Here is a 17,005-nt window from a genome sequence, read left to right as displayed (position 1 = left end):
CCTACTCCGCCGCGACCGCGAGCGAAGCGTTCTTCAGCTTCGCCTTCTGCGCCTCGACATCGACATTGTAGAGCCGGGCCGCATTGAGGCCGAGGATCTTGCGCTTGGCCTCGGGGGTGAGGTCGACGCCGTGCTCCTGCTTGATGTCTTCCGGGATCTCGAAGTTCCAGAACTTCTCGACCAGCCAGCGCGGCGTCCAGATCGCGTAGTCGCTGCCGAACAGGATCTTGTCCTCGCCCACCCAGAACAGCAGTTCGCTGATGACCTCGGCGAAGTAGCGCGGGCGGGAATGGATGAAGGGCAACGCCACGGCGAGGCCGCCATAGACATTGGTCTCCTGCACCGCGATCCAGCAGAAATCGTCGAGCCGAGGCAGGCCGCAATGCTCGATGATGAAGTTCAGGCCCTGGAAATCGGTCGCCGCGTGGTCGACGTCGTGGACATCGAACGCATCCTTGTCGAGCGGGATGATGGTCGGTCCCTTATGGACATGGACATTGGTGATGCCGAGCTTCTGGCACAGCTCCAGGCAGCGATAGGCGCTGGGATCGGTGAGCTTCCAGCCGCGGGAATCGCCCTTCCACTCCGCCGTGTAGAGCTTCACGCCCTTGATGTTGTAGTTTTCCTTCATGAAGTGGATGTATTCGAGCGCCTTCTCGCCATCGCGCGGGTCGAAGGCGCCGTTGACGATGTAGCGGTCCGGATAGGCCTTCGCCATGTCGAGGTTGCGCTCGATGGTGTTGAAGCCGTTCTTGTAGAATTCGCTGAGATAGGTCGACTGGACGATCGCCATGTCGTCGGGACCGTCGACGAACAGGTCGTTGTACATCTTGTCGGCGCTGTATTTCTCGAACTGTTCCTTGCTCCACAGCTTGTCCTTGGGGCTTAAGGAGGTGTGGTAGGCGTAGAAGCAGTCGATGAACTGCTTGCCGTGGATGTTGGCCTGGTTCTCCGGGCTGCCGTCCCAGAAATGCGTGTGACCATCGATGATGAAGACCTCTTCACCGTCCGGCGTCCTGAACATGAAATCTCTCCCCTTGAACGAAGGCTGTGAGCGCGTGGCGTCGCGCCTGATGGCGACGGGTCGACCGCCCGGGGGAAGGCGAACCTTCCCCGGAGCTGGCCTTCCCGTGATCACTCGATGTATTGGCGGATCTCATCCATGTCGCCGAACAGCGTCACGGTGTTGTCGTCGACGCGGATCATGCGTCCATAGTGCGTCGACGTATTGACCTCGAAGATCTCGGCAGTCATCTCCTTGCCGAGAATCTCGCTGATCTCGTCCATCTTGAAGACGAGCTTGCCCTCACCGTCGATGCGGATCAGTGCCGGCTGGTAGGTGATGGTGACATCGGGCTTCTGCCCCATGAACTCGGCGATGGCGCGGGCCTCGACGCTGTCGTTCATGGTGACGCCGCACTGGTGCGAGATCGTCTGGTCGAAGACGAGATCGCCCATCTTCTGGAAGATGTTCTGGTTGGTGGCCGAGCGGGACATTACGGACATGGAGGTCACTCCTTGGGAAGTTCGAGGCCGAGTTCGCCCAGGATCTTCCCGATGCGCTCGACCGACTGCGCGCGCGCGTCGGAATACTGGACAGGCTTGGAATGCGGCTGCGACCAGATCGGCTGCAGGCCGGCCGACGCCTTGTTGGCCAGCGCGACGTGCTTGTGCAGCCAGGACTGGAACAGGCGCTTGTTGTGAGCGCCGTGCTCGGGGTCGTGCGCCAGCAGGTGGAACAGGTCGATGGCGTTGGCGAGGTTGCGCTCGTAGTCGGCTTCCGCCGCCGAGATCACCGGCGGGGTGATGAAGTCGCCATTCGGCGAGGCCACCTGCATGAGGAAGCCCGAACGGAACAGTTCGCCCACCAGCGGCTCGAACACGATGTTGATGGCGAAGTACTGCTCGAGATAGTCCGGCGAGCCCATGATGGACTCCACCGCCTCGCGCGTTCCCTGCCAGATGCCGTCCTCGAGCCAGGCACGCTTGCCGGCCTCGTCATCGAAATTGCCGATGTCCATGCCGATTTCGGCGAGGTAGAGCGTGATGTCCTGGGCGAGGCGCAGCTTGTACGACGAGTTGGTCAGCGTCGCGTTGTTGATCATCTGCGTATAGCCGTAGCGCTGCGCCTGCATCAGCGAGGTGCCGAGGCCGAATTCGGCATGTTTCCAGGCGCCGAGATGGTTCTGCAGCACCTTCACCCAGGCCTTGTCGAAGTGCAGCGGCGCGCCCGACTTGCGACCATTGGCGATGACCGCCTGCACCATCGCCTCGATCTTGGACTGGCGCTGGTAGTGGGTGCGCTCCCACTCCTGGTCCGGGGCGCGGAACAGGTGCCAGTTCGAGCTCAGCGCGGCGGTGTTATCCTTGGAGTAGGCGCCGCGCCCGTTCGGGAACGAGATGATCCAGTCCTGCAGCAGATAGCGCTCGGGATCGGGCTGGACGTCGACGGTGACGTCCTCGTAATGGGTCGCGCGCTTGCCGCGCGGTTCGAAGTAGCGGTATTTGCGGCTGTCGGAATCGGCGAAGATGGCCGAACCGGCTGCCCCCGACTTGACCGGCGCCGTTTGCGTGGCTGTCATGGTGGTCCTCCCAAATTATCGTTGTCTGGCGAAGGCGTGTGGGTATGGCGCTCAGGCGTGCGCCAGCTGCCCGGTGGAGCTTGAGGCCGGCGTGAACTTGTCGAAGAAGATCCGTTCGGTCGGCACGTCGTTCATCTGCAGCACCGGCACGAGCGCCTCGATCATCGGCTCCGGGCCGCAGGCGTAGACGTCGACCTCTTCGCCGAGATCCAGCCGGCGCAGATGGGCGTTCAGCACCTCGTGAATGAAGCCGCGCTCGCCGCTCCAGTCGTCCTCATCGCCGGCGCCCGAGAGCGCGGGAATGAAGTGGAAGCGTGGATTGTCCGCCGCGAGCCGGGCGAATTCGTCGAGGTAGAACAGGTCCTTGGCGGTGCGCGCGCCGTAGAAGAAGTGGACCTCGCGATCCTCCCCGCTCTCCAGATGGTCGTGAAGGATCGACCACAGCGGCGACATGCCGGAGCCGCCACCCACCAGGATCAGGGCTCCTCCCTTGTCTTCCCGTCGGAAGCAGGTTCCGAAGGGGCCGCGGACGGTGAGCCGGGTTCCGGGGCTGAGCTCTCCGTCGAGGCGGGAGGAGAATTTCCCGTTGGGGTATTTCTTGATGATGAAGGCGAGTTCTTTGCCCTCGACCGGCGTATTTGCCATGGAAAACGAGCGCGTAACCGCCTCTGGCCCCGGGAGCGTGATGTCGACATATTGGCCCGCCCAGAATTTGAGAGGCTGATCGAGCACGATCTCCAGGCGCCTTATGTCGTGGGTCAGTTCGACGACCCGCGCCACCTCTGCGCCGAAGGTTCGGACGGGTATCGATTTCGAGAGGATCTCCTCGTCGAAGTTGAGCAGATCGACCTCGATGTCCGAATAGGCCAGTGTGCGGCACAGCAGGACGTGGTTCTGGTCCCGCTCCATCTCGTTCAGCGCGAAGGTGGAATAGGGCTTGAGCTCGACTTCTCCTTCGTTCAGCACGCATTTGCAGGCCGCGCACCGCCCCTCCTTGCAGCCATGCGGCAAGGCGATGCCCTGCCGGAAGGCCGCGTCGAGGACGGTTTCCCCCTCTTCGACCTCGAATTCGACGCCGACCGGATTCAAGCGGACGGTATAGACGTCGCCCATCGTGCGACCTCCCCGTTATGTTCTGGAGCACCTCGGTCGATGCGGGACCGGCGAGGCCGGTCCCGCGCGACGTTCAGTTGCAGGGGTTGATGGTGAAGCCGGCGCGATAGTCGGCGAGATGCTTCTCGCGCTGCTCGGGGCTCATCTCGCGCAGGGTGATGAGCGGGCTCTTGATGGTGTGCCCGCGCACATCGTCAAGCGTCCACATCTCCTTCTCCTCGAAGCGCAGATGCGGCTGCGGCACGAGGGTCTTGCCGTCGGTGCGCACGAAGCCGAGATCCTGGATGGCATCCGCCAGATCCCAGTCGTGGTAGCAGCTCTCCCACTCGCGCCGGCCGCTGAAGCGGCCCATCGCCGGGGTCGGGCGCCCCTGATATTCGCCGGCAAAGGCTTCTACCGCGGTCCAGCGGTCGAGCTCATGGGCGAAGGTGTGCAGCTTGCCGTCGATCGTGTCGGTGACGATGTCCTCGCGCACCACGCAGGGCACCATCGAGCTCCAGCACCGGTGCGGATAGACATAGCCGGTGTCGGCGTTGAACAGCATGTTGGTCTGGCCGCGATGCGAGAGCTTGTCGTACCACTTCCAGTACTCGCCGAACTGCGCGTACCAGCCCGGATACTTGTGCTCGAACCACTCGAAGTCCTTGTCGGTCTGGGCCTCGATGCGCCAGAAGTTCACCGGCCAGCCGACCGAGAAGAACTGCGCGATCTTGTGGACATAGTGCTTCTCGGTGATGCGCTTCCACGCCGTCTGCACGTCGTCGTGGTGGATCTTGATGCCGTACTTCTCCAGCGGCAGCATGTAGGTGCGGTAGTAATCCTCGAAGATCCAGCGATGCCACATCTCCGCATAAGACTCCTTGTTCTTGTCGCGGTTGGTGGTGCCGTATTCGATGAAGGTGCCGATGGCGGCGTCGACGATGGCGTGGTTCTGCCAGAAGGCGTAGCGCATGTCGCGCTCGAGCAGGAGGTGGTTCTCCGGCTCCTTCAGCATCGACATCAGCATGGAGTGGCCGTTGCCGACGTGCCGGCTCTCGTCCGACTGCACGGACAGGAACACGGTCGGCAGGGCGTAGTCGCCGTTGCGCGCCGCTTCCGAGGGCATGGCGACGAACAGCGTGTTGGTGAACGCCGTCTCCGCCACCACGGTCAGATAGACATTGGCCGAGGTGATGGCGTCGCCGGTGATGAAGCCCTCACCGAACTGGCGGCCGATGGTGGTGGCGTAGCACTTGCCGAACGCCTCCTCGGTGATATCGAACCCGGCGGGGTCGATATAGTTCTCCATGTACCACTTCTTCAGGTTCATCTGGATCGTCGAGTGGCGGAACTCGTCGACCATCTGCATGGTGAAGCCGGTACGCAGGTCCTCGCCGGGCGCCAGGCGACCGACCATCGCCATGGAGCGGGCCGCCGAGATTTCCGGGAAGGGGATGATGGCAAGGAACAGCTTCATCCATTCCACCCAGCGCGGCTCCACATTGCGGAACATGTCGCCGCGCAGAGCCGCGTCGAGCGCGCCATAGACCCGGTTGTCCTTTTCTTCCTGCATCGGGAAGTAGGACCGAAGCACCTGCTTCATCGGGTCTTTCGGCGCCTTGGTGATCTTGTAGTCGGTCGGGAAGGTCATCGCCTCCTGCACATAGGAGGGGTTCCACCCGAGGTCGGCGATCTTCTTCGCCGCGTCGGCGACGGAGATGCCCTTCTGCGCGGTAATCTTGTTCAGGGTCAGTGTACTTGTCATTTTTGCCATCCTGCTCTTGGAGCGGAGTCCACGGTCGATTTCCTCCCGTCAGGCGCGGCACAGCGATTTGCGCTGCCCGGCCGAGCGGGTTTCAGACATGAGCGGGCCTTCGCCCGTCGCACATGCGGCGAGCGTCGAAGGCCTGGGCAAAGGTGCAAGGCACCGGGATCGGCTGTTGGCGTAACGGGTGCGGGACGGCGATCCTGACCTGACCGCCCCATGACCCGCCGAACCGGCTCATCGCCGTGTCGGCAGCCTCCCCGGACTTCTTCCCTTCGTTCTTGTCGCGGCCTGCCCCGTGGGACATGTCAGCATTGTTCTAATAGTAATGTAGCAAGTGCCGTGCCAATTCGTCGCAATAGGTATTCCAACGAATTTTCAGCGGTAGCACACGTCTCGATTCGCGGAATTGAACTGTTTTGCGAATCGAACATCAGGAAGTGTTTCATTATGAGAAAATGCTGCGGCGCAGAATGATCGGTAAATCTTGCTTACGTACCTGGCATCTATGCTGCGCTGCACATTATTTTGTCTCCGGAATACCAGAGATCGGCCCCGGCCTTGTCAGGGCACAAGCACGGCTCGCCCGTGGATCTTGCCGGCGTTGAGGTCATGCAGCGCCCGGTTCGCGTCCGCGAGCCTGTATTCTGCCGTTGCCAGCTCGACGAGCCCGCGATCGGCCAGCGCCATCAGTTCGGTGAGCTCGGCCCAGGTGCCGACCAGATTGCCGATGATGTTGCGCTCGGAGATGATCAGGTCGACCGTCGGGATCCTGATGTCCTCGCCATAGCCGACGATGTAGTAGCTGCCCATCGGCCGGGTCATGGCCAGTCCCTTGGCGGTGGTGCCCTTCTCGCCGACGAAGTCGATCACGGCTTCCGCGCCGGCGCCGCCGGTCAGCGCCAGCACGGCCTCGACCTCGTTGCCATCGGCCTTCACCGTCCGGTCGGCGCCGCTCTTGCTGGCCAGCGCCAGCGAGGCGTCGGACTTGTCGACCACGATCACGTCGGCGGCGCACATGGCTTTCAGGCACTGGATGCCGATATGGCCGAGGCCGCCGGCGCCGATTACGACGCAGCTCTCGCCGGGCAGCAGATGCCGGGTGGCCTTCTTCACCGCGCGATAGGCGGTGAGGCCAGCATCGGCATAGGGCGCCACCTCCTTCGGCGCCAGCGAGCGCGGCAGCGGCACGATGTTGCGTTCCGAGGTGCAGATGAACTCGGCATAGCCGCCATCGCAGTCGAGGCCGGGAAACGTGCCGGGTCCGTGCATGTCGAAGCCGCGGCGGCAGGCGAGGCAGGTGCCGCCGGTGATCTTCGGGTGCACGATCACCGGGTCGCCCTTCTTCAGGCCCTCGACCTCCTTGCCGACCTCCTCGATCCAGCCGGCATTCTCATGGCCCATGATGAGCGGCAGCAGCTGGTCGCCATTGGGATCCATATGCGGCTTCCACACCCCCTCGATGATATGGAGATCGGTGCGGCACACGCCGGCCCCGCCGATGCGGACGATGACATCGGTGGATTTCACGATCTTCGGATCGGGCACGTTCTCCTCCGCGACCCAGAGGTCGGCGGAGAGACTCGTGTCGTAGGTTTTCAGCACCTGCGCCTTCATGGCGTCCTCCCTTTTTTCGGCACCGGAACGCGTCGCCGTCGGAAGACCCATCGCAGCAAACGTGCCACGCGTTATTCGTTCATTTCATCAACGCGTTACTGCAAGTGCGAAGGTATTTGCGCGTGCATCGCCTGAACAGGGCGTGTCGAACAGTGTCCAGTTTCTGGATATTGCCTTCCGTCTGTTTTGCGCCGAACCTGCGGCAAAACGACAAGAACAGCCGGAGGATAGCGCCCATGCCGTCCCTCTCCCACCCGCCGCGATCCAATGTCGACCGCGCGCGCGTCGCGCTGGAGACGGGCTCGCGCGTGCCCGGCGGCGCGCTGTCTCCCGAGGTCGCGCGCAGCTGGGAACGTTGTATCGCCGGAGGGCTCGACCCGGCGCGGCGGCCGGACGATGTCGTCATTCCCTTCGCCGAGGTGCGCATCCGGCGCGAGGAGCAGGCTCTGCTGCGCCGCCTGGCCCTGGCGCAGATGCAGCTTCTGCATGAACAGATAGCCGGCTCCGATTTCATGATCGCCTTCGCCGATGCCGGCGGCGTGGTGCTGGATGCGCTGAGCGATCCGCATTTCGCCGACAGCGAGGCAGGGCGCTCCATCGTGCCGGGCAGCGTGTGGCTGGAGAGCGGGCGCGGCACCAATGCGCTCGGCCTTGCTCTCGTCGAGCGGGCTCCGGTTGCGATCTATGGGCGCGAGCACTTCTTCGCCTGCCACGGCCATCTCAGCTGCGTGGCCGTGCCGATCTTCGACCCCGCGGATCGGCTGGTCGGGTTGCTCGACGCGTCGAGTTCCAACGAGGCGCGCCAGCAGCATACGCATGCGCTGGTGCGCATGGCGGCGGCGGCGGTCGAGAACGGGCTGATCGTCAATGGTCGGCCGGATGTGCTGTTGCTGGCCCTGCATCCACGCGCGGAGTATCTCGACACCCTGTCGGCCGGTCTGCTGGCGCTGTCGGCGGAGGGAGATGTCGTTTCGATCAACCGCGCGGCGCGGGCGCTGCTCGCCGGGCTGGACGCCAATGTCGGCCAAGCCTTCGATGCCGTGTTCGAGCCTGGCTTCGGCAGCGTGGTCGACGAGTTGCGCAGCAACGGCATCGCCCGTGTCCGCGACCGCGCCGGCAGCATGCTCTACATCACATGCCGACGCTTCGCCGCGCCGCCGGTGAATTCCAGCCCGGCACCCGTGGCGCGTCGCCTGCCGGTGCCAACCGCGGCATCCTCTGTCGATTTCGTTTGCGAAGACCCGCTGCTGCGGCGGCGGATGCGTGGCCTGGCGGCCGCCACCGGCGATCGTCTCGCCGTCCATATCCATGGCGAGACCGGCACCGGCAAGGAACTGATGGCGCGCCATGTTCACGCGCTGAGCGGTCGAAGTGGCGAGTTTGTCGCCATCAATTGCGGCGGCGTGCCGGAATCGCTGTTCATTGCCGAACTGTTCGGCCATGACCGGGGCGCCTTCACCAATGCGCGCAGCGAAGGCGCGCCGGGCCTCATCCGCCTGGCGGACCGGGGAACGCTGTTTCTCGATGAGGTCGGCGACATCCCGCTCGGCGCGCAGACGGCGTTGCTGCGGTTCCTCGACACGATGGAGGTGCGCTCGCTCGGCGGCGCGAAGAGCGCGAAGCTCGATGTGCAGATCGTGTCCGCCACCAATCGCGACCTTGCCGCCGCCGTCACCGCGCATCAGTTCCGCGCCGATCTCTATTACCGGCTGAACGGTCTCTCCATCGAGATCCCGCCGCTGCGCGAACGCAGTGATTTCGAGGCTATCGTCCGTCATCTCCTGACCCGGCATGCGCCGGACGCGTCGATCGATGACGCCGTGCTTGCGCGTCTGCGCCAGCGGCCGTGGCCGGGCAATATACGCGAGCTGCAGTCCTGGCTGCGGCGGGCCGCGATCGAGAGCGATGGCGACGGACTGACCCTGGCGCTGTGTGACGACGGCAACGGCGCTGCCGGTCCGACGTGCGCGCATTGCGCCCAAAATCCGCTGAGCCGCGACAAATGCCGGCGCATCCGCGAAACCCTTGCGGCGACCGGAGGCAACGTCCAGGCGACCGCTCGCCAGCTCCGCATCTCCCGGACAACGGTCTACAAACATACGGAAGTCGACTGAGGGCGTTGGCGTCGTTCACATCGGGGGACGAGCATCCTCATCCCGAGAAATGGCGCCGATGCCGATCGATCTCATCGGGTATCAGGTGATGCAGCCGCGGGCCGGCACCGGCCAGCGCTCGACGCGCCCCTCGTCCAGAGCGTAGACGGCGTCGACCATGTTGGTGACCACGCAGGCGTGGTTGGGGACGATGCGCACCGTGTCGCCGACATGAAGGCTGATCGGCCCTTTGCTGACGAGGCGGCCATGCTCTTCCGAGAGCTGGTCGATGGCGATGTCGGGCCGGCCCAGCACATGGCCATAGCCTGTGAGGCCGAGCAGGTCGGAGGTCAGCGTCTTCGACCCCGCATCGACGATGGCGCGGTCCGGCGCCGGCACCGAAACCACGGTGGCGAGCACGGTGAGGGCGCAGTCCTCCCAGCCGCACACCCCGCGTTCGACCAGCGAGCGGTCATTATAGACATAGGTGCCGGGCCGATACTCCGTGGTCACCGGGGCCTCGGCCGCGTGCATCATGGACGGGGTGCCGCCGGAGGTGACGACCGGTACGAGAATGCCGCTCGCCTCGATCAATGCCTTCGCCGTCGTCATGAAGGTTTCGACCGCCGCGGCCGCGCCGACCGGCGGATAGGTCATCAGCCCGCCGAAGACGAGGCCGGGCGCGGTGGCGATGGTGCGGGCGAGGGCTGCGGCCTCCTCGGGGCTTGCGACGCCGCAGCGCCGGGCGCCGGTGTCGCATTCGACGAGCACGGCAAGCGGCCGGGGCGCGGCGGCAAAGGTGGCGGAAAGCCCGGCCACCACCGCCTCGCTGTCGGCGACCACCGAGAGATCGACCTTGCGCGCCAGTGCGGCGAGGCGGGCCAGCTTGCCGGCGCCGACGATATTATAGGTGATCAGCACGTCGCGGATCTCCGGCGCGCCGGCGACCATCGCCTCGGCCTCCGAGACTTTCTGGCAGGTGATGCCGATCGCGCCGGCGGCCAGCTGCATCTGCGCGATGGCCGGCAATTTGTGGGTCTTGATGTGCGGGCGGACCTTCAGCCCATGCGCGTCCGCATAGTGCTGGAAGCGGGCGATGTTGCGCCGGACCACCGGAAGATCGATCAGCACCGCCGGCGTTTCGGGCAGGGCGGGCGAAGGGTTTTCGGGCGTCGCGCTCATGCAGATCCTCGTCAGGCTGCGGCCGGCCCATGTCGTGCAGCAGAGCCTGCGCCGTCCGCTCCATCTTTCGTCTTGACAAGCTATGAGGCAGCTGTGTGAATAGGTCAATCCAGTAATTCGGACTCATATCCAATATATTGGACAATGCAAAATGCAACCATGGGGAACTGGCATGAGCGCGACTCTTCGCGCCGGCGTCATCGCGCTGGCATCGTCTCTTCTTCTGTCCGGCGCGGCTCTCGCGCAGGATGCCGGCAGCACGCTCGACAAGGTGCTGGCGCGTGGCCATCTCGTCATGGGGACGGGCTCGACCAACGCCCCCTGGCACTTCAAGGGTGCCGACGACACGTTGCAGGGCTTCGATGTCGACATGGGCCACATCATCGCCAAGGCTCTGTTCAACGATCCGAGCAAGGTCGAGTACGTCAACCAGTCCTCCGACGCCCGCATTCCCAACATCACCACCGGCAAGGTGGACATCACCTGCCAGTTCATGACGGTGACCGGCGCGCGCGCCCAGCAGGTGGCCTTCACCATTCCCTATTACCGTGAAGGCGTCGGCCTGATGATGAAGGCGGGCGGGCCCTACAAGGATTACGACGCGCTCAAGGCCGCCGGCTCCAAGGTCACCGTCGCGGTGCTGCAGAATGTCTATGCCGAGGACATGGTGCATGCGGCGCTGCCGCAGGCGAAGGTCGACCAGTACGACGCGCAGGACCTGATCTATCAGGCGCTGAACTCGGGCCGTGCCGACGCGGTTGCCACCGACCAGTCCTCGATCGGCTGGTTCATGACGCAGAATCCGGACCGTTACATCGATGCCGGCTATGGCTGGGGGCCGCAGACCTATGCCTGCGCGGTGAAGCGCGGCGACCAGGACTGGCTCAACTTCGTCAACACCGCCCTGCACGAGGCGATGACCGGCGTCGAGTTCGATACCTACGCCAAGTCCTTCAAGACCTGGTTCGGCAAGACCCTGCCGCCGCCGCAGATCGGCTTCCCCGTCGAGTTCAAGTGATACGCTGCTAGCGACTGGGCGCGCGCGGCCTGCCGGCGGCGCGCGTCCCCTGCCATCTCCTGGGAATCCGTAATGGGCTACACGCTCAATTTCGCCGCGGTCTGGCGCAGTTTCGACCTGCTGCTCGGCGGGCTGCTGCTCAGTCTCGAACTGGCGGCGATGGCGCTGGCGATCGGCGCGGTCATCGGCCTTGCCGTCGCCTTCGCGCTGGCGGGAGGGCCGGGCTGGCTGCGCCGGCCGGCGGCGCTCTATGTGACGGTGATCCGCAATCTGCCGATCCTGGTGCTGATCCTGTTCACCTATTTCGCGCTGCCTCAGCTCGGCCTGCGGATCGACAAGATCCAGAGCTTCGTGCTGACGCTGGCGGTCTATTCCGGTGCCTATCTCGCCGAGGTGTTTCGCGCGGGGCTGATCTCGGTGCCGCGCGGGGTGAAGGAGGCCGGGCTCGCCATCGGTCTGACGCCGATGCAGATCCGCACCTCGCTGGTCATCCCGCTGATGCTGCGCAACGTGCTGCCCTCGCTGTCCTCGACGCTGATCTCGCTGTTCAAGGACACCTCGCTCGCCGCCGCCATCGCGGTGCCGGAACTCACCTTCGCGGCGCGCAAGATCAATGTGGAGAGCTTCCGCGTGATCGAGGTGTGGATGGTCACCTCCGCGCTCTATGTCGCGACCTGCGCCGTGCTCGCCGCGCTTCTGCGCTTCGTCGAGCGCCGTCTGGCGATTCCCAAGTGAGGATGGAGCGATGAACGATCTGATGCTCTTCCTCAACGAGATCTGGATCGCGCGCCTTCCCCTGCTCAAGGGGCTGGGCGTGACGATGTCGATCTCGCTGCTGGCCATTCTCGCCGGCTCGCTGCTGGGCGTCGGCGTGGCGCTCGGCCTGGTCTATGGTCATCGGGTGCTGCGGGCGCTGATCCGCGTCTATGTCGACATCGTGCGCGGCACGCCGGTGCTCGTGCTGGTGCTGGCGAGCTACTACATCTTCTCCACCGTCGGGCTCGATCTCGGCCCGTTCCAGGCCGGCGTGCTGGCGCTGGCGGTGTTCTGCTCCTCGCATATCGGCGAGATCGTGCGCGGCGCGCTGCAGGCGATTCCCGTCGGTCAGAGCGAGGCGGCGAAGGCGATCGGGCTCACCTTCGGCCAGACCTTCACCTCGGTGTTGTGGCCGCAGGCGCTGCGGCAGATCCTGCCGACCTGGGTGAACACCGCCGCCGAGATGGTGAAGGCCTCGACGCTGCTCTCGGTCATCGGCGTGGCGGAGCTGCTGCTGCGCACGCAGGAGATCATCTCGCGCAACTTCATGAGCCTCGAATTCTATTTCTTCGCCGGCTTTCTCTACTTCCTGATCAATTTCGGCATCGAGCGGCTCGGCAAGTTCGTCGAGCGCAAGACCGCCGTGCCGTCCTGAAGGCGCTATTCCCATGACCAAGCCGCTTCTCGAAATACAGGGCCTGCGCAAGCAGTACGGCGCCGTCGAGGTGCTGAAGGGCGTCGACTGCACCATGCAGCAGGGCGAGGTGATCTCGATCATCGGCTCCTCCGGCTCCGGCAAGACCACCATGCTCCGCTGCATCAACATGCTCGAGGAGTTCCAGGGCGGGCGCATCCTCATCGATGGCGAGGCCATCGGCTATGAGGACGCCGCTGGCGGGCGGCGCCGCAAGAGCGAGAGGGAGATCGCCCGCCAGCGCGCGCTCACCGGCATGGCCTTCCAGCAGTTCAACCTGTTTCCGCATATGAGCGCGGCGCAGAACGTGATGCTCGGCCTGGTCAAGGTGAAGAAGATGAGCCGCGACGAGGCCCGCGCGCTGGCCGAGAGCTGGCTCGGCCGTGTCGGGCTGGCGGGGCGCGCCGACCATTATCCCGGCCAGCTCTCCGGCGGCCAGCAGCAGCGCGTCGCCATCGCCCGCGCCATCGCGATGAACCCCCGTCTCATGCTGTTCGACGAGGTGACCTCGGCGCTCGACCCTGAATTGGTGGGCGAGGTGCTGCAGGTGATCAAGGCGCTGGCCGGCGAGGGCATGAGCATGCTGCTCGTGACCCATGAGATGCGCTTTGCCTATGAGGTCTCCAGCCGCGTCATCTTCATGAACAAGGGGGTGATCGGGGAAGAGGGCGATCCGAAGGAGATGTTCGTGCGGCCGAAGACCGAACGTTTGGCCGACTTCCTCAAATCCTCGAGTTTCCAGTAGAAAAGCAGGTACGCATGACCATTATCCGTTACGGCGCTGGCGAAGTCGGCGCAGGCGGCCAGAAGCTGCCCTTCGCCCGTGCCACGCAGGCCAATGGCTGGCTCTATGTCTCCGGCCAGGTGGCGATGGAGAAGGGCGAGATCGTCCGCGGCGGCATCGTCGCGGAAAGCCGCAAGGCCATCGAGAACATGATCGCCATCCTTCACGAAGCCGGCTATGGGGTTGAGGACATCGTACGCTGCGGCGTGTGGCTCGACGACCCGCGCGACTTCTGGAGTTTCAACGGCGTCTATGCCGAATATTTCACGGAGAACCCGCCGGCCCGCGCTTGCGTCCAGTCCCGCATGATGGTCGATTGCAAGGTGGAAATCGATTGCGTCGCCTTCCGCGCGGACAAGATGTGATGCCGGCCGCCGTCCCGCCCAAGGCCGTACGGGCGAACTGGGCGATGCGGCCCGCATGACCAGGGATGTGACGATGAAGGGTGAGGAGTCGGTGACGCAGGACGGGGCGGCCAAGGACGGCGCCAAGCGCAGCCGCGGGCTCGACCGCGCCTTCGAGATACTCGAATTCCTGCGCACCCGTCGCCAGCCCATGCGCCCGAACGAGATCGCCGCAGAGATGGGCGGCCCCCGCTCCTCCGTCTATGAACTCGTCAACCTGCTGCTGCGCCACGGCATGCTGGAATATTCCGGCGGGGAGGGGCGCGTCTTCCTCGGTCGCCGGCTTTATTTCCTCGGCATGGCCTATTCCGCGCAGTTCGACCTGATGCGCGAGAGCGCCGCGCTGCTGCAGCGCCTTGCCGAGGAGACACGCGAAACCTCGCAGATGTGCATGCTCGACGGCAACAAATACACCGTCGCCATGATGCGCGAGGGGCTGCGCTCGTTCCGCATTTCCTCCGATGTCGGCGAGATCGTGCCGATCCCGTGGACCGCCTCGGGGCGTCTGCTGGTCGGCCATATGAGCGACGAGGAAATCCTCGCCCTCATTCCGCCCGAGGATTTCGTGCTGCCGAACGGCCGGCTGTTGGAACCGGCGCAGTTCATCGCCGAGGCGCGCCGCGCCACGGCCGACGGCTTCTTCACCTTCAACAGCGCGGTGGAGAACTTCACCTATTGCTTCGCGGTGCCGGTGCATCAGGCCGATGGCGCCTGCATCGCCACGCTGTGCCTTGTCACCCCGCGCGAGGACGGGCTGCGCAACCGGGACGTCTATCTCGATCGCCTCCTCGCCGCGGCGGGCGAACTCTCCGAGCAGCTCGGCTATCTGCCCGGCAGTGGCACGGTCCGCTCCGACCGGCTGCGCCCCGGCAGCGCGCGGCCCTGAGCGGCAGGGCGGGGCAGGGTTCCCCGCCCGCCTTGACATGAATCAATCTTCTGCCCAGGCTTCGCGCATTCACCAGGGGAGTCCCGGCAAGGGGCTGAGATACTGCTGGTGCGGCCCTTACCGGCCGTCCACGGCGCAGTGACCCGTTGAACCTGATCCAGTTCATACTGGCGTAGGGACGGTGCGGATGCGTCGCGGCGAGCGCGGCCGATTCCCCCTGTTGCGGGGGAATCTCCCTTATCCTTCCTGTCAGAGCTGGGTCTCCATGCTGTTTGCGAGGAGCCTCGACCCATGACGATCCTTCCGACGACGAATACCCCGACGCCGATTGTCACCACCGGCCCGCTGCCGGCCTCCACCAAGGTGTTCAAGCCCGGCACGCTGCACCCCGATATCCGTGTGCCGATGCGCGAGATCGCCGTGCATCCCAGCGCCGGCGAGCCGCCGGTGACGGTGTATGACGCCTCCGGCCCCTATACCGACCCCACGGCCCGCGTCGCCATCGAGGCGGGCCTGCCGCGCCTGCGCGCATCATGGATCGCGGCGCGCGGCGATGTCGCCGCCTATGACGGGCGGCATGTGAAGCCGGAGGACAACGGCTTTGCCGCCGGGGAGCGGGCGACGCCGGAATTTCCGGTGCGCCATCGGCCCTTGAAGGCGGCCGGCGGGCGGGCGGTGACGCAGCTCGCCTATGCCCGCGCCGGGATCATCACGCCGGAGATGGAGTTCGTCGCGATCCGCGAGAATCTCGGCCGCGAGCAGATGCGCGCGGCAGCGGCGCGGGATGGCGAGAGCTTCGGCGCGGCGATTCCCGATTTCGTCACGCCGGAATTCGTGCGCGAGGAGGTGGCGCGCGGGCGCGCGATCATCCCCGCCAACATCAACCATCCGGAAGCCGAGCCGATGGCGATCGGCCGCAACTTCCTCGTCAAGATCAACGCCAATATCGGCAATTCCGCCGTCACCTCCTCCATGGCCGAGGAGGTGGAGAAGATGGTGTGGGCGATCCGCTGGGGCGCCGACACGGTGATGGACCTCTCCACCGGGCGCAACATCCACAACATCCGCGACTGGATCTTGCGCAACGCGCCGGTGCCGATCGGCACCGTGCCGCTCTACCAGGCGCTGGAGAAGGTCGGCGGCATCGCCGAGGATCTCACCTGGGAAGTGTTTCGCGACACGCTGATCGAGCAGGCCGAGCAGGGCGTGGACTATTTCACCATCCATGCCGGCGTGCGGCTCGCCTACATCCCGCTCACCGTCGACCGGGTGACCGGCATCGTCTCGCGCGGCGGCTCGATCATGGCGAAGTGGTGCCTTGCCCATCACCGCGAGAGCTTCCTCTATGAGCATTTCGCGGAGATCTGCGACATCTGCCGCGCCTATGACGTCTCGTTCTCGCTCGGCGACGGGCTGCGCCCCGGCTCCATCGCCGATGCCAATGACGCCGCGCAGTTCGCCGAGCTGGGGACGCTGGGCGAACTCACCCGGATCGCCTGGGCCAGGGATTGCCAGGTGATGATCGAGGGGCCCGGCCATGTGCCGATGCACAAGATCAAGGCCAACATGGACAAGCAGCTTAGCGTCTGCGGCGAGGCGCCGTTCTACACGCTCGGGCCGCTGACCACCGACATAGCGCCGGGCTATGACCACATCACCTCCGGCATCGGCGCGGCGATGATCGGCTGGTTCGGTACGGCGATGCTCTGCTACGTCACGCCGAAGGAGCATCTGGGCCTGCCGGACCGCGACGACGTGAAAGTGGGCGTCATCACCTACAAGATCGCCGCCCATGCCGCCGATCTCGCCAAGGGCCACCCCGCCGCGCGCCTGCGTGACGACGCGCTGTCCCGCGCGCGCTTCGAGTTCCGCTGGGAGGACCAGTTCAACCTCTCCCTCGATCCCGATACCGCGCGCTCCATGCACGACGAGACGCTGCCGAAGGAGGCGCACAAGGTCGCGCATTTCTGCTCGATGTGCGGGCCGAAATTCTGCTCCATGCGCATCTCCCACGACATTCGGGCCGAGGCGCAGAAAGAGGGCATGGCGGCAATGGCGGAGAAATACCGCGAGGCCGGGCAGATCTATCTCCCCCTGACCTGACAGGGCGAGGCACCGCGAGGGTCGGTCCA

Annotated in this window: 15 protein-coding genes and 1 riboswitch; of the genes, 8 read left to right on the top strand and 7 right to left on the bottom strand. The window is 65.1% G+C overall.

The window, feature by feature from the left end:
• Position 1: 1 nt before the first annotated feature.
• The 6 genes from ACO2RV_RS03930 to ACO2RV_RS03905 all read right to left on the bottom strand — a co-directional run bounded on the left by ACO2RV_RS03930 (position 2) and on the right by ACO2RV_RS03905 (position 7,056).
• A complete protein-coding gene (locus ACO2RV_RS03930; RefSeq protein ID WP_423290048.1) occupies positions 2-1,024 on the bottom strand; it encodes an amidohydrolase family protein in 1,023 nt (340 codons plus the stop codon).
• A 110-nt stretch (positions 1,025-1,134) separates the two neighbouring features.
• Complete coding sequence (locus ACO2RV_RS03925; protein ID WP_423290046.1) at positions 1,135-1,506, bottom strand: MmoB/DmpM family protein; 372 nt, start codon at positions 1,504-1,506, stop codon at positions 1,135-1,137.
• Positions 1,507-1,511: 5 nt separating this feature from the next.
• Positions 1,512-2,582, bottom strand: a complete 1,071-nt coding sequence (locus ACO2RV_RS03920) for an aromatic/alkene monooxygenase hydroxylase subunit beta (protein ID WP_423290044.1) — start codon at positions 2,580-2,582, stop codon at positions 1,512-1,514.
• A 51-nt stretch (positions 2,583-2,633) separates the two neighbouring features.
• Positions 2,634-3,695, bottom strand: a complete 1,062-nt coding sequence (locus tag ACO2RV_RS03915; protein WP_423290042.1) for an NADH:ubiquinone reductase (Na(+)-transporting) subunit F — start codon at positions 3,693-3,695, stop codon at positions 2,634-2,636.
• 73 nt (positions 3,696-3,768) lie between these two features.
• Positions 3,769-5,439: an aromatic/alkene/methane monooxygenase hydroxylase/oxygenase subunit alpha gene (locus ACO2RV_RS03910; RefSeq protein WP_423290040.1), complete on the bottom strand. Its 1,671-nt coding sequence runs from the start codon at positions 5,437-5,439 to the stop codon at positions 3,769-3,771.
• Between the two features lie 564 nt (positions 5,440-6,003).
• The gene (locus ACO2RV_RS03905) at positions 6,004-7,056 is read right to left on the bottom strand and encodes an NAD(P)-dependent alcohol dehydrogenase (RefSeq protein WP_423290038.1); all 1,053 of its coding nucleotides are present in this window, start codon (positions 7,054-7,056) and stop codon (positions 6,004-6,006) included.
• 236 nt (positions 7,057-7,292) lie between these two features.
• Here ACO2RV_RS03905 and ACO2RV_RS03900 point away from each other — a divergent pair, with 236 nt between their 5' ends.
• Positions 7,293-9,170 (top strand): sigma-54-dependent Fis family transcriptional regulator, encoded by a 1,878-nt coding sequence (locus tag ACO2RV_RS03900; RefSeq protein ID WP_423290036.1) that lies wholly within the window; start codon positions 7,293-7,295, stop codon positions 9,168-9,170.
• 81 nt (positions 9,171-9,251) lie between these two features.
• Here ACO2RV_RS03900 and ACO2RV_RS03895 read toward each other — a convergent pair whose 3' ends face one another.
• Positions 9,252-10,331 (bottom strand): D-TA family PLP-dependent enzyme, encoded by a 1,080-nt coding sequence (locus ACO2RV_RS03895; RefSeq protein ID WP_423290034.1) that lies wholly within the window; start codon positions 10,329-10,331, stop codon positions 9,252-9,254.
• Positions 10,332-10,503: 172 nt separating this feature from the next.
• On the opposite strand from ACO2RV_RS03895, the gene ACO2RV_RS03890 reads away from it, so the two are divergent.
• The 7 genes from ACO2RV_RS03890 to thiC all read left to right on the top strand — a co-directional run bounded on the left by ACO2RV_RS03890 (position 10,504) and on the right by thiC (position 16,976).
• The gene (locus ACO2RV_RS03890; RefSeq protein WP_423290032.1) at positions 10,504-11,349 is read left to right on the top strand and encodes a transporter substrate-binding domain-containing protein; all 846 of its coding nucleotides are present in this window, start codon (positions 10,504-10,506) and stop codon (positions 11,347-11,349) included.
• A gap of 72 nt (positions 11,350-11,421) precedes the next feature.
• The gene (locus ACO2RV_RS03885; RefSeq protein WP_423290030.1) at positions 11,422-12,084 is read left to right on the top strand and encodes an amino acid ABC transporter permease; all 663 of its coding nucleotides are present in this window, start codon (positions 11,422-11,424) and stop codon (positions 12,082-12,084) included.
• A 10-nt stretch (positions 12,085-12,094) separates the two neighbouring features.
• On the top strand, positions 12,095-12,760 hold the full coding sequence (locus ACO2RV_RS03880) for an amino acid ABC transporter permease (protein WP_423290028.1): 666 nt from the start codon (positions 12,095-12,097) through the stop codon (positions 12,758-12,760).
• A gap of 13 nt (positions 12,761-12,773) precedes the next feature.
• Complete coding sequence (locus ACO2RV_RS03875; protein ID WP_423290026.1) at positions 12,774-13,544, top strand: amino acid ABC transporter ATP-binding protein; 771 nt, start codon at positions 12,774-12,776, stop codon at positions 13,542-13,544.
• A 14-nt stretch (positions 13,545-13,558) separates the two neighbouring features.
• Positions 13,559-13,948, top strand: coding sequence for a RidA family protein (locus ACO2RV_RS03870; protein ID WP_423290024.1), 390 nt, complete (start codon positions 13,559-13,561; stop codon positions 13,946-13,948).
• A gap of 73 nt (positions 13,949-14,021) precedes the next feature.
• Positions 14,022-14,873, top strand: coding sequence for an IclR family transcriptional regulator (locus tag ACO2RV_RS03865; RefSeq protein ID WP_423290022.1), 852 nt, complete (start codon positions 14,022-14,024; stop codon positions 14,871-14,873).
• 64 nt (positions 14,874-14,937) lie between these two features.
• Positions 14,938-15,070: riboswitch (TPP riboswitch) on the top strand.
• Positions 15,071-15,164: 94 nt separating this feature from the next.
• Complete coding sequence (gene thiC / locus ACO2RV_RS03860; RefSeq protein WP_423290020.1) at positions 15,165-16,976, top strand: phosphomethylpyrimidine synthase ThiC; 1,812 nt, start codon at positions 15,165-15,167, stop codon at positions 16,974-16,976.
• Positions 16,977-17,005 lie beyond the last annotated feature (29 nt).

It is taken from the genome of Ancylobacter sp. VNQ12, assembly GCF_049445835.1.
In the GTDB taxonomy this organism is placed as follows: Bacteria; Pseudomonadota; Alphaproteobacteria; order Rhizobiales; family Xanthobacteraceae; genus Ancylobacter.
The sequence above is the reverse complement of the archived record's forward strand: the minus strand, read 5'-3'. Positions and strand labels throughout refer to the sequence as shown.

Bases quoted from the DNA above. Each gene is read 5' to 3' on its own strand.
- ACO2RV_RS03930 (WP_423290048.1), bottom strand. From the start codon at position 1,024: ATGTTCAGGACGCCGGACGGTGAAGAGGTCTTCATCATCGATGGTCAC.
- ACO2RV_RS03925 (WP_423290046.1), bottom strand. From the start codon at position 1,506: ATGTCCGTAATGTCCCGCTCGGCCACCAACCAGAACATCTTCCAGAAG.
- ACO2RV_RS03920 (WP_423290044.1), bottom strand. From the start codon at position 2,582: ATGACAGCCACGCAAACGGCGCCGGTCAAGTCGGGGGCAGCCGGTTCG.
- ACO2RV_RS03915 (WP_423290042.1), bottom strand. From the start codon at position 3,695: ATGGGCGACGTCTATACCGTCCGCTTGAATCCGGTCGGCGTCGAATTC.
- ACO2RV_RS03910 (WP_423290040.1), bottom strand. From the start codon at position 5,439: ATGACAAGTACACTGACCCTGAACAAGATTACCGCGCAGAAGGGCATC.
- ACO2RV_RS03905 (WP_423290038.1), bottom strand. From the start codon at position 7,056: ATGAAGGCGCAGGTGCTGAAAACCTACGACACGAGTCTCTCCGCCGAC.
- ACO2RV_RS03900 (WP_423290036.1), top strand. From the start codon at position 7,293: ATGCCGTCCCTCTCCCACCCGCCGCGATCCAATGTCGACCGCGCGCGC.
- ACO2RV_RS03895 (WP_423290034.1), bottom strand. From the start codon at position 10,331: ATGAGCGCGACGCCCGAAAACCCTTCGCCCGCCCTGCCCGAAACGCCG.
- ACO2RV_RS03890 (WP_423290032.1), top strand. From the start codon at position 10,504: ATGAGCGCGACTCTTCGCGCCGGCGTCATCGCGCTGGCATCGTCTCTT.
- ACO2RV_RS03885 (WP_423290030.1), top strand. From the start codon at position 11,422: ATGGGCTACACGCTCAATTTCGCCGCGGTCTGGCGCAGTTTCGACCTG.
- ACO2RV_RS03880 (WP_423290028.1), top strand. From the start codon at position 12,095: ATGAACGATCTGATGCTCTTCCTCAACGAGATCTGGATCGCGCGCCTT.
- ACO2RV_RS03875 (WP_423290026.1), top strand. From the start codon at position 12,774: ATGACCAAGCCGCTTCTCGAAATACAGGGCCTGCGCAAGCAGTACGGC.
- ACO2RV_RS03870 (WP_423290024.1), top strand. From the start codon at position 13,559: ATGACCATTATCCGTTACGGCGCTGGCGAAGTCGGCGCAGGCGGCCAG.
- ACO2RV_RS03865 (WP_423290022.1), top strand. From the start codon at position 14,022: ATGAAGGGTGAGGAGTCGGTGACGCAGGACGGGGCGGCCAAGGACGGC.
- thiC (WP_423290020.1), top strand. From the start codon at position 15,165: ATGACGATCCTTCCGACGACGAATACCCCGACGCCGATTGTCACCACC.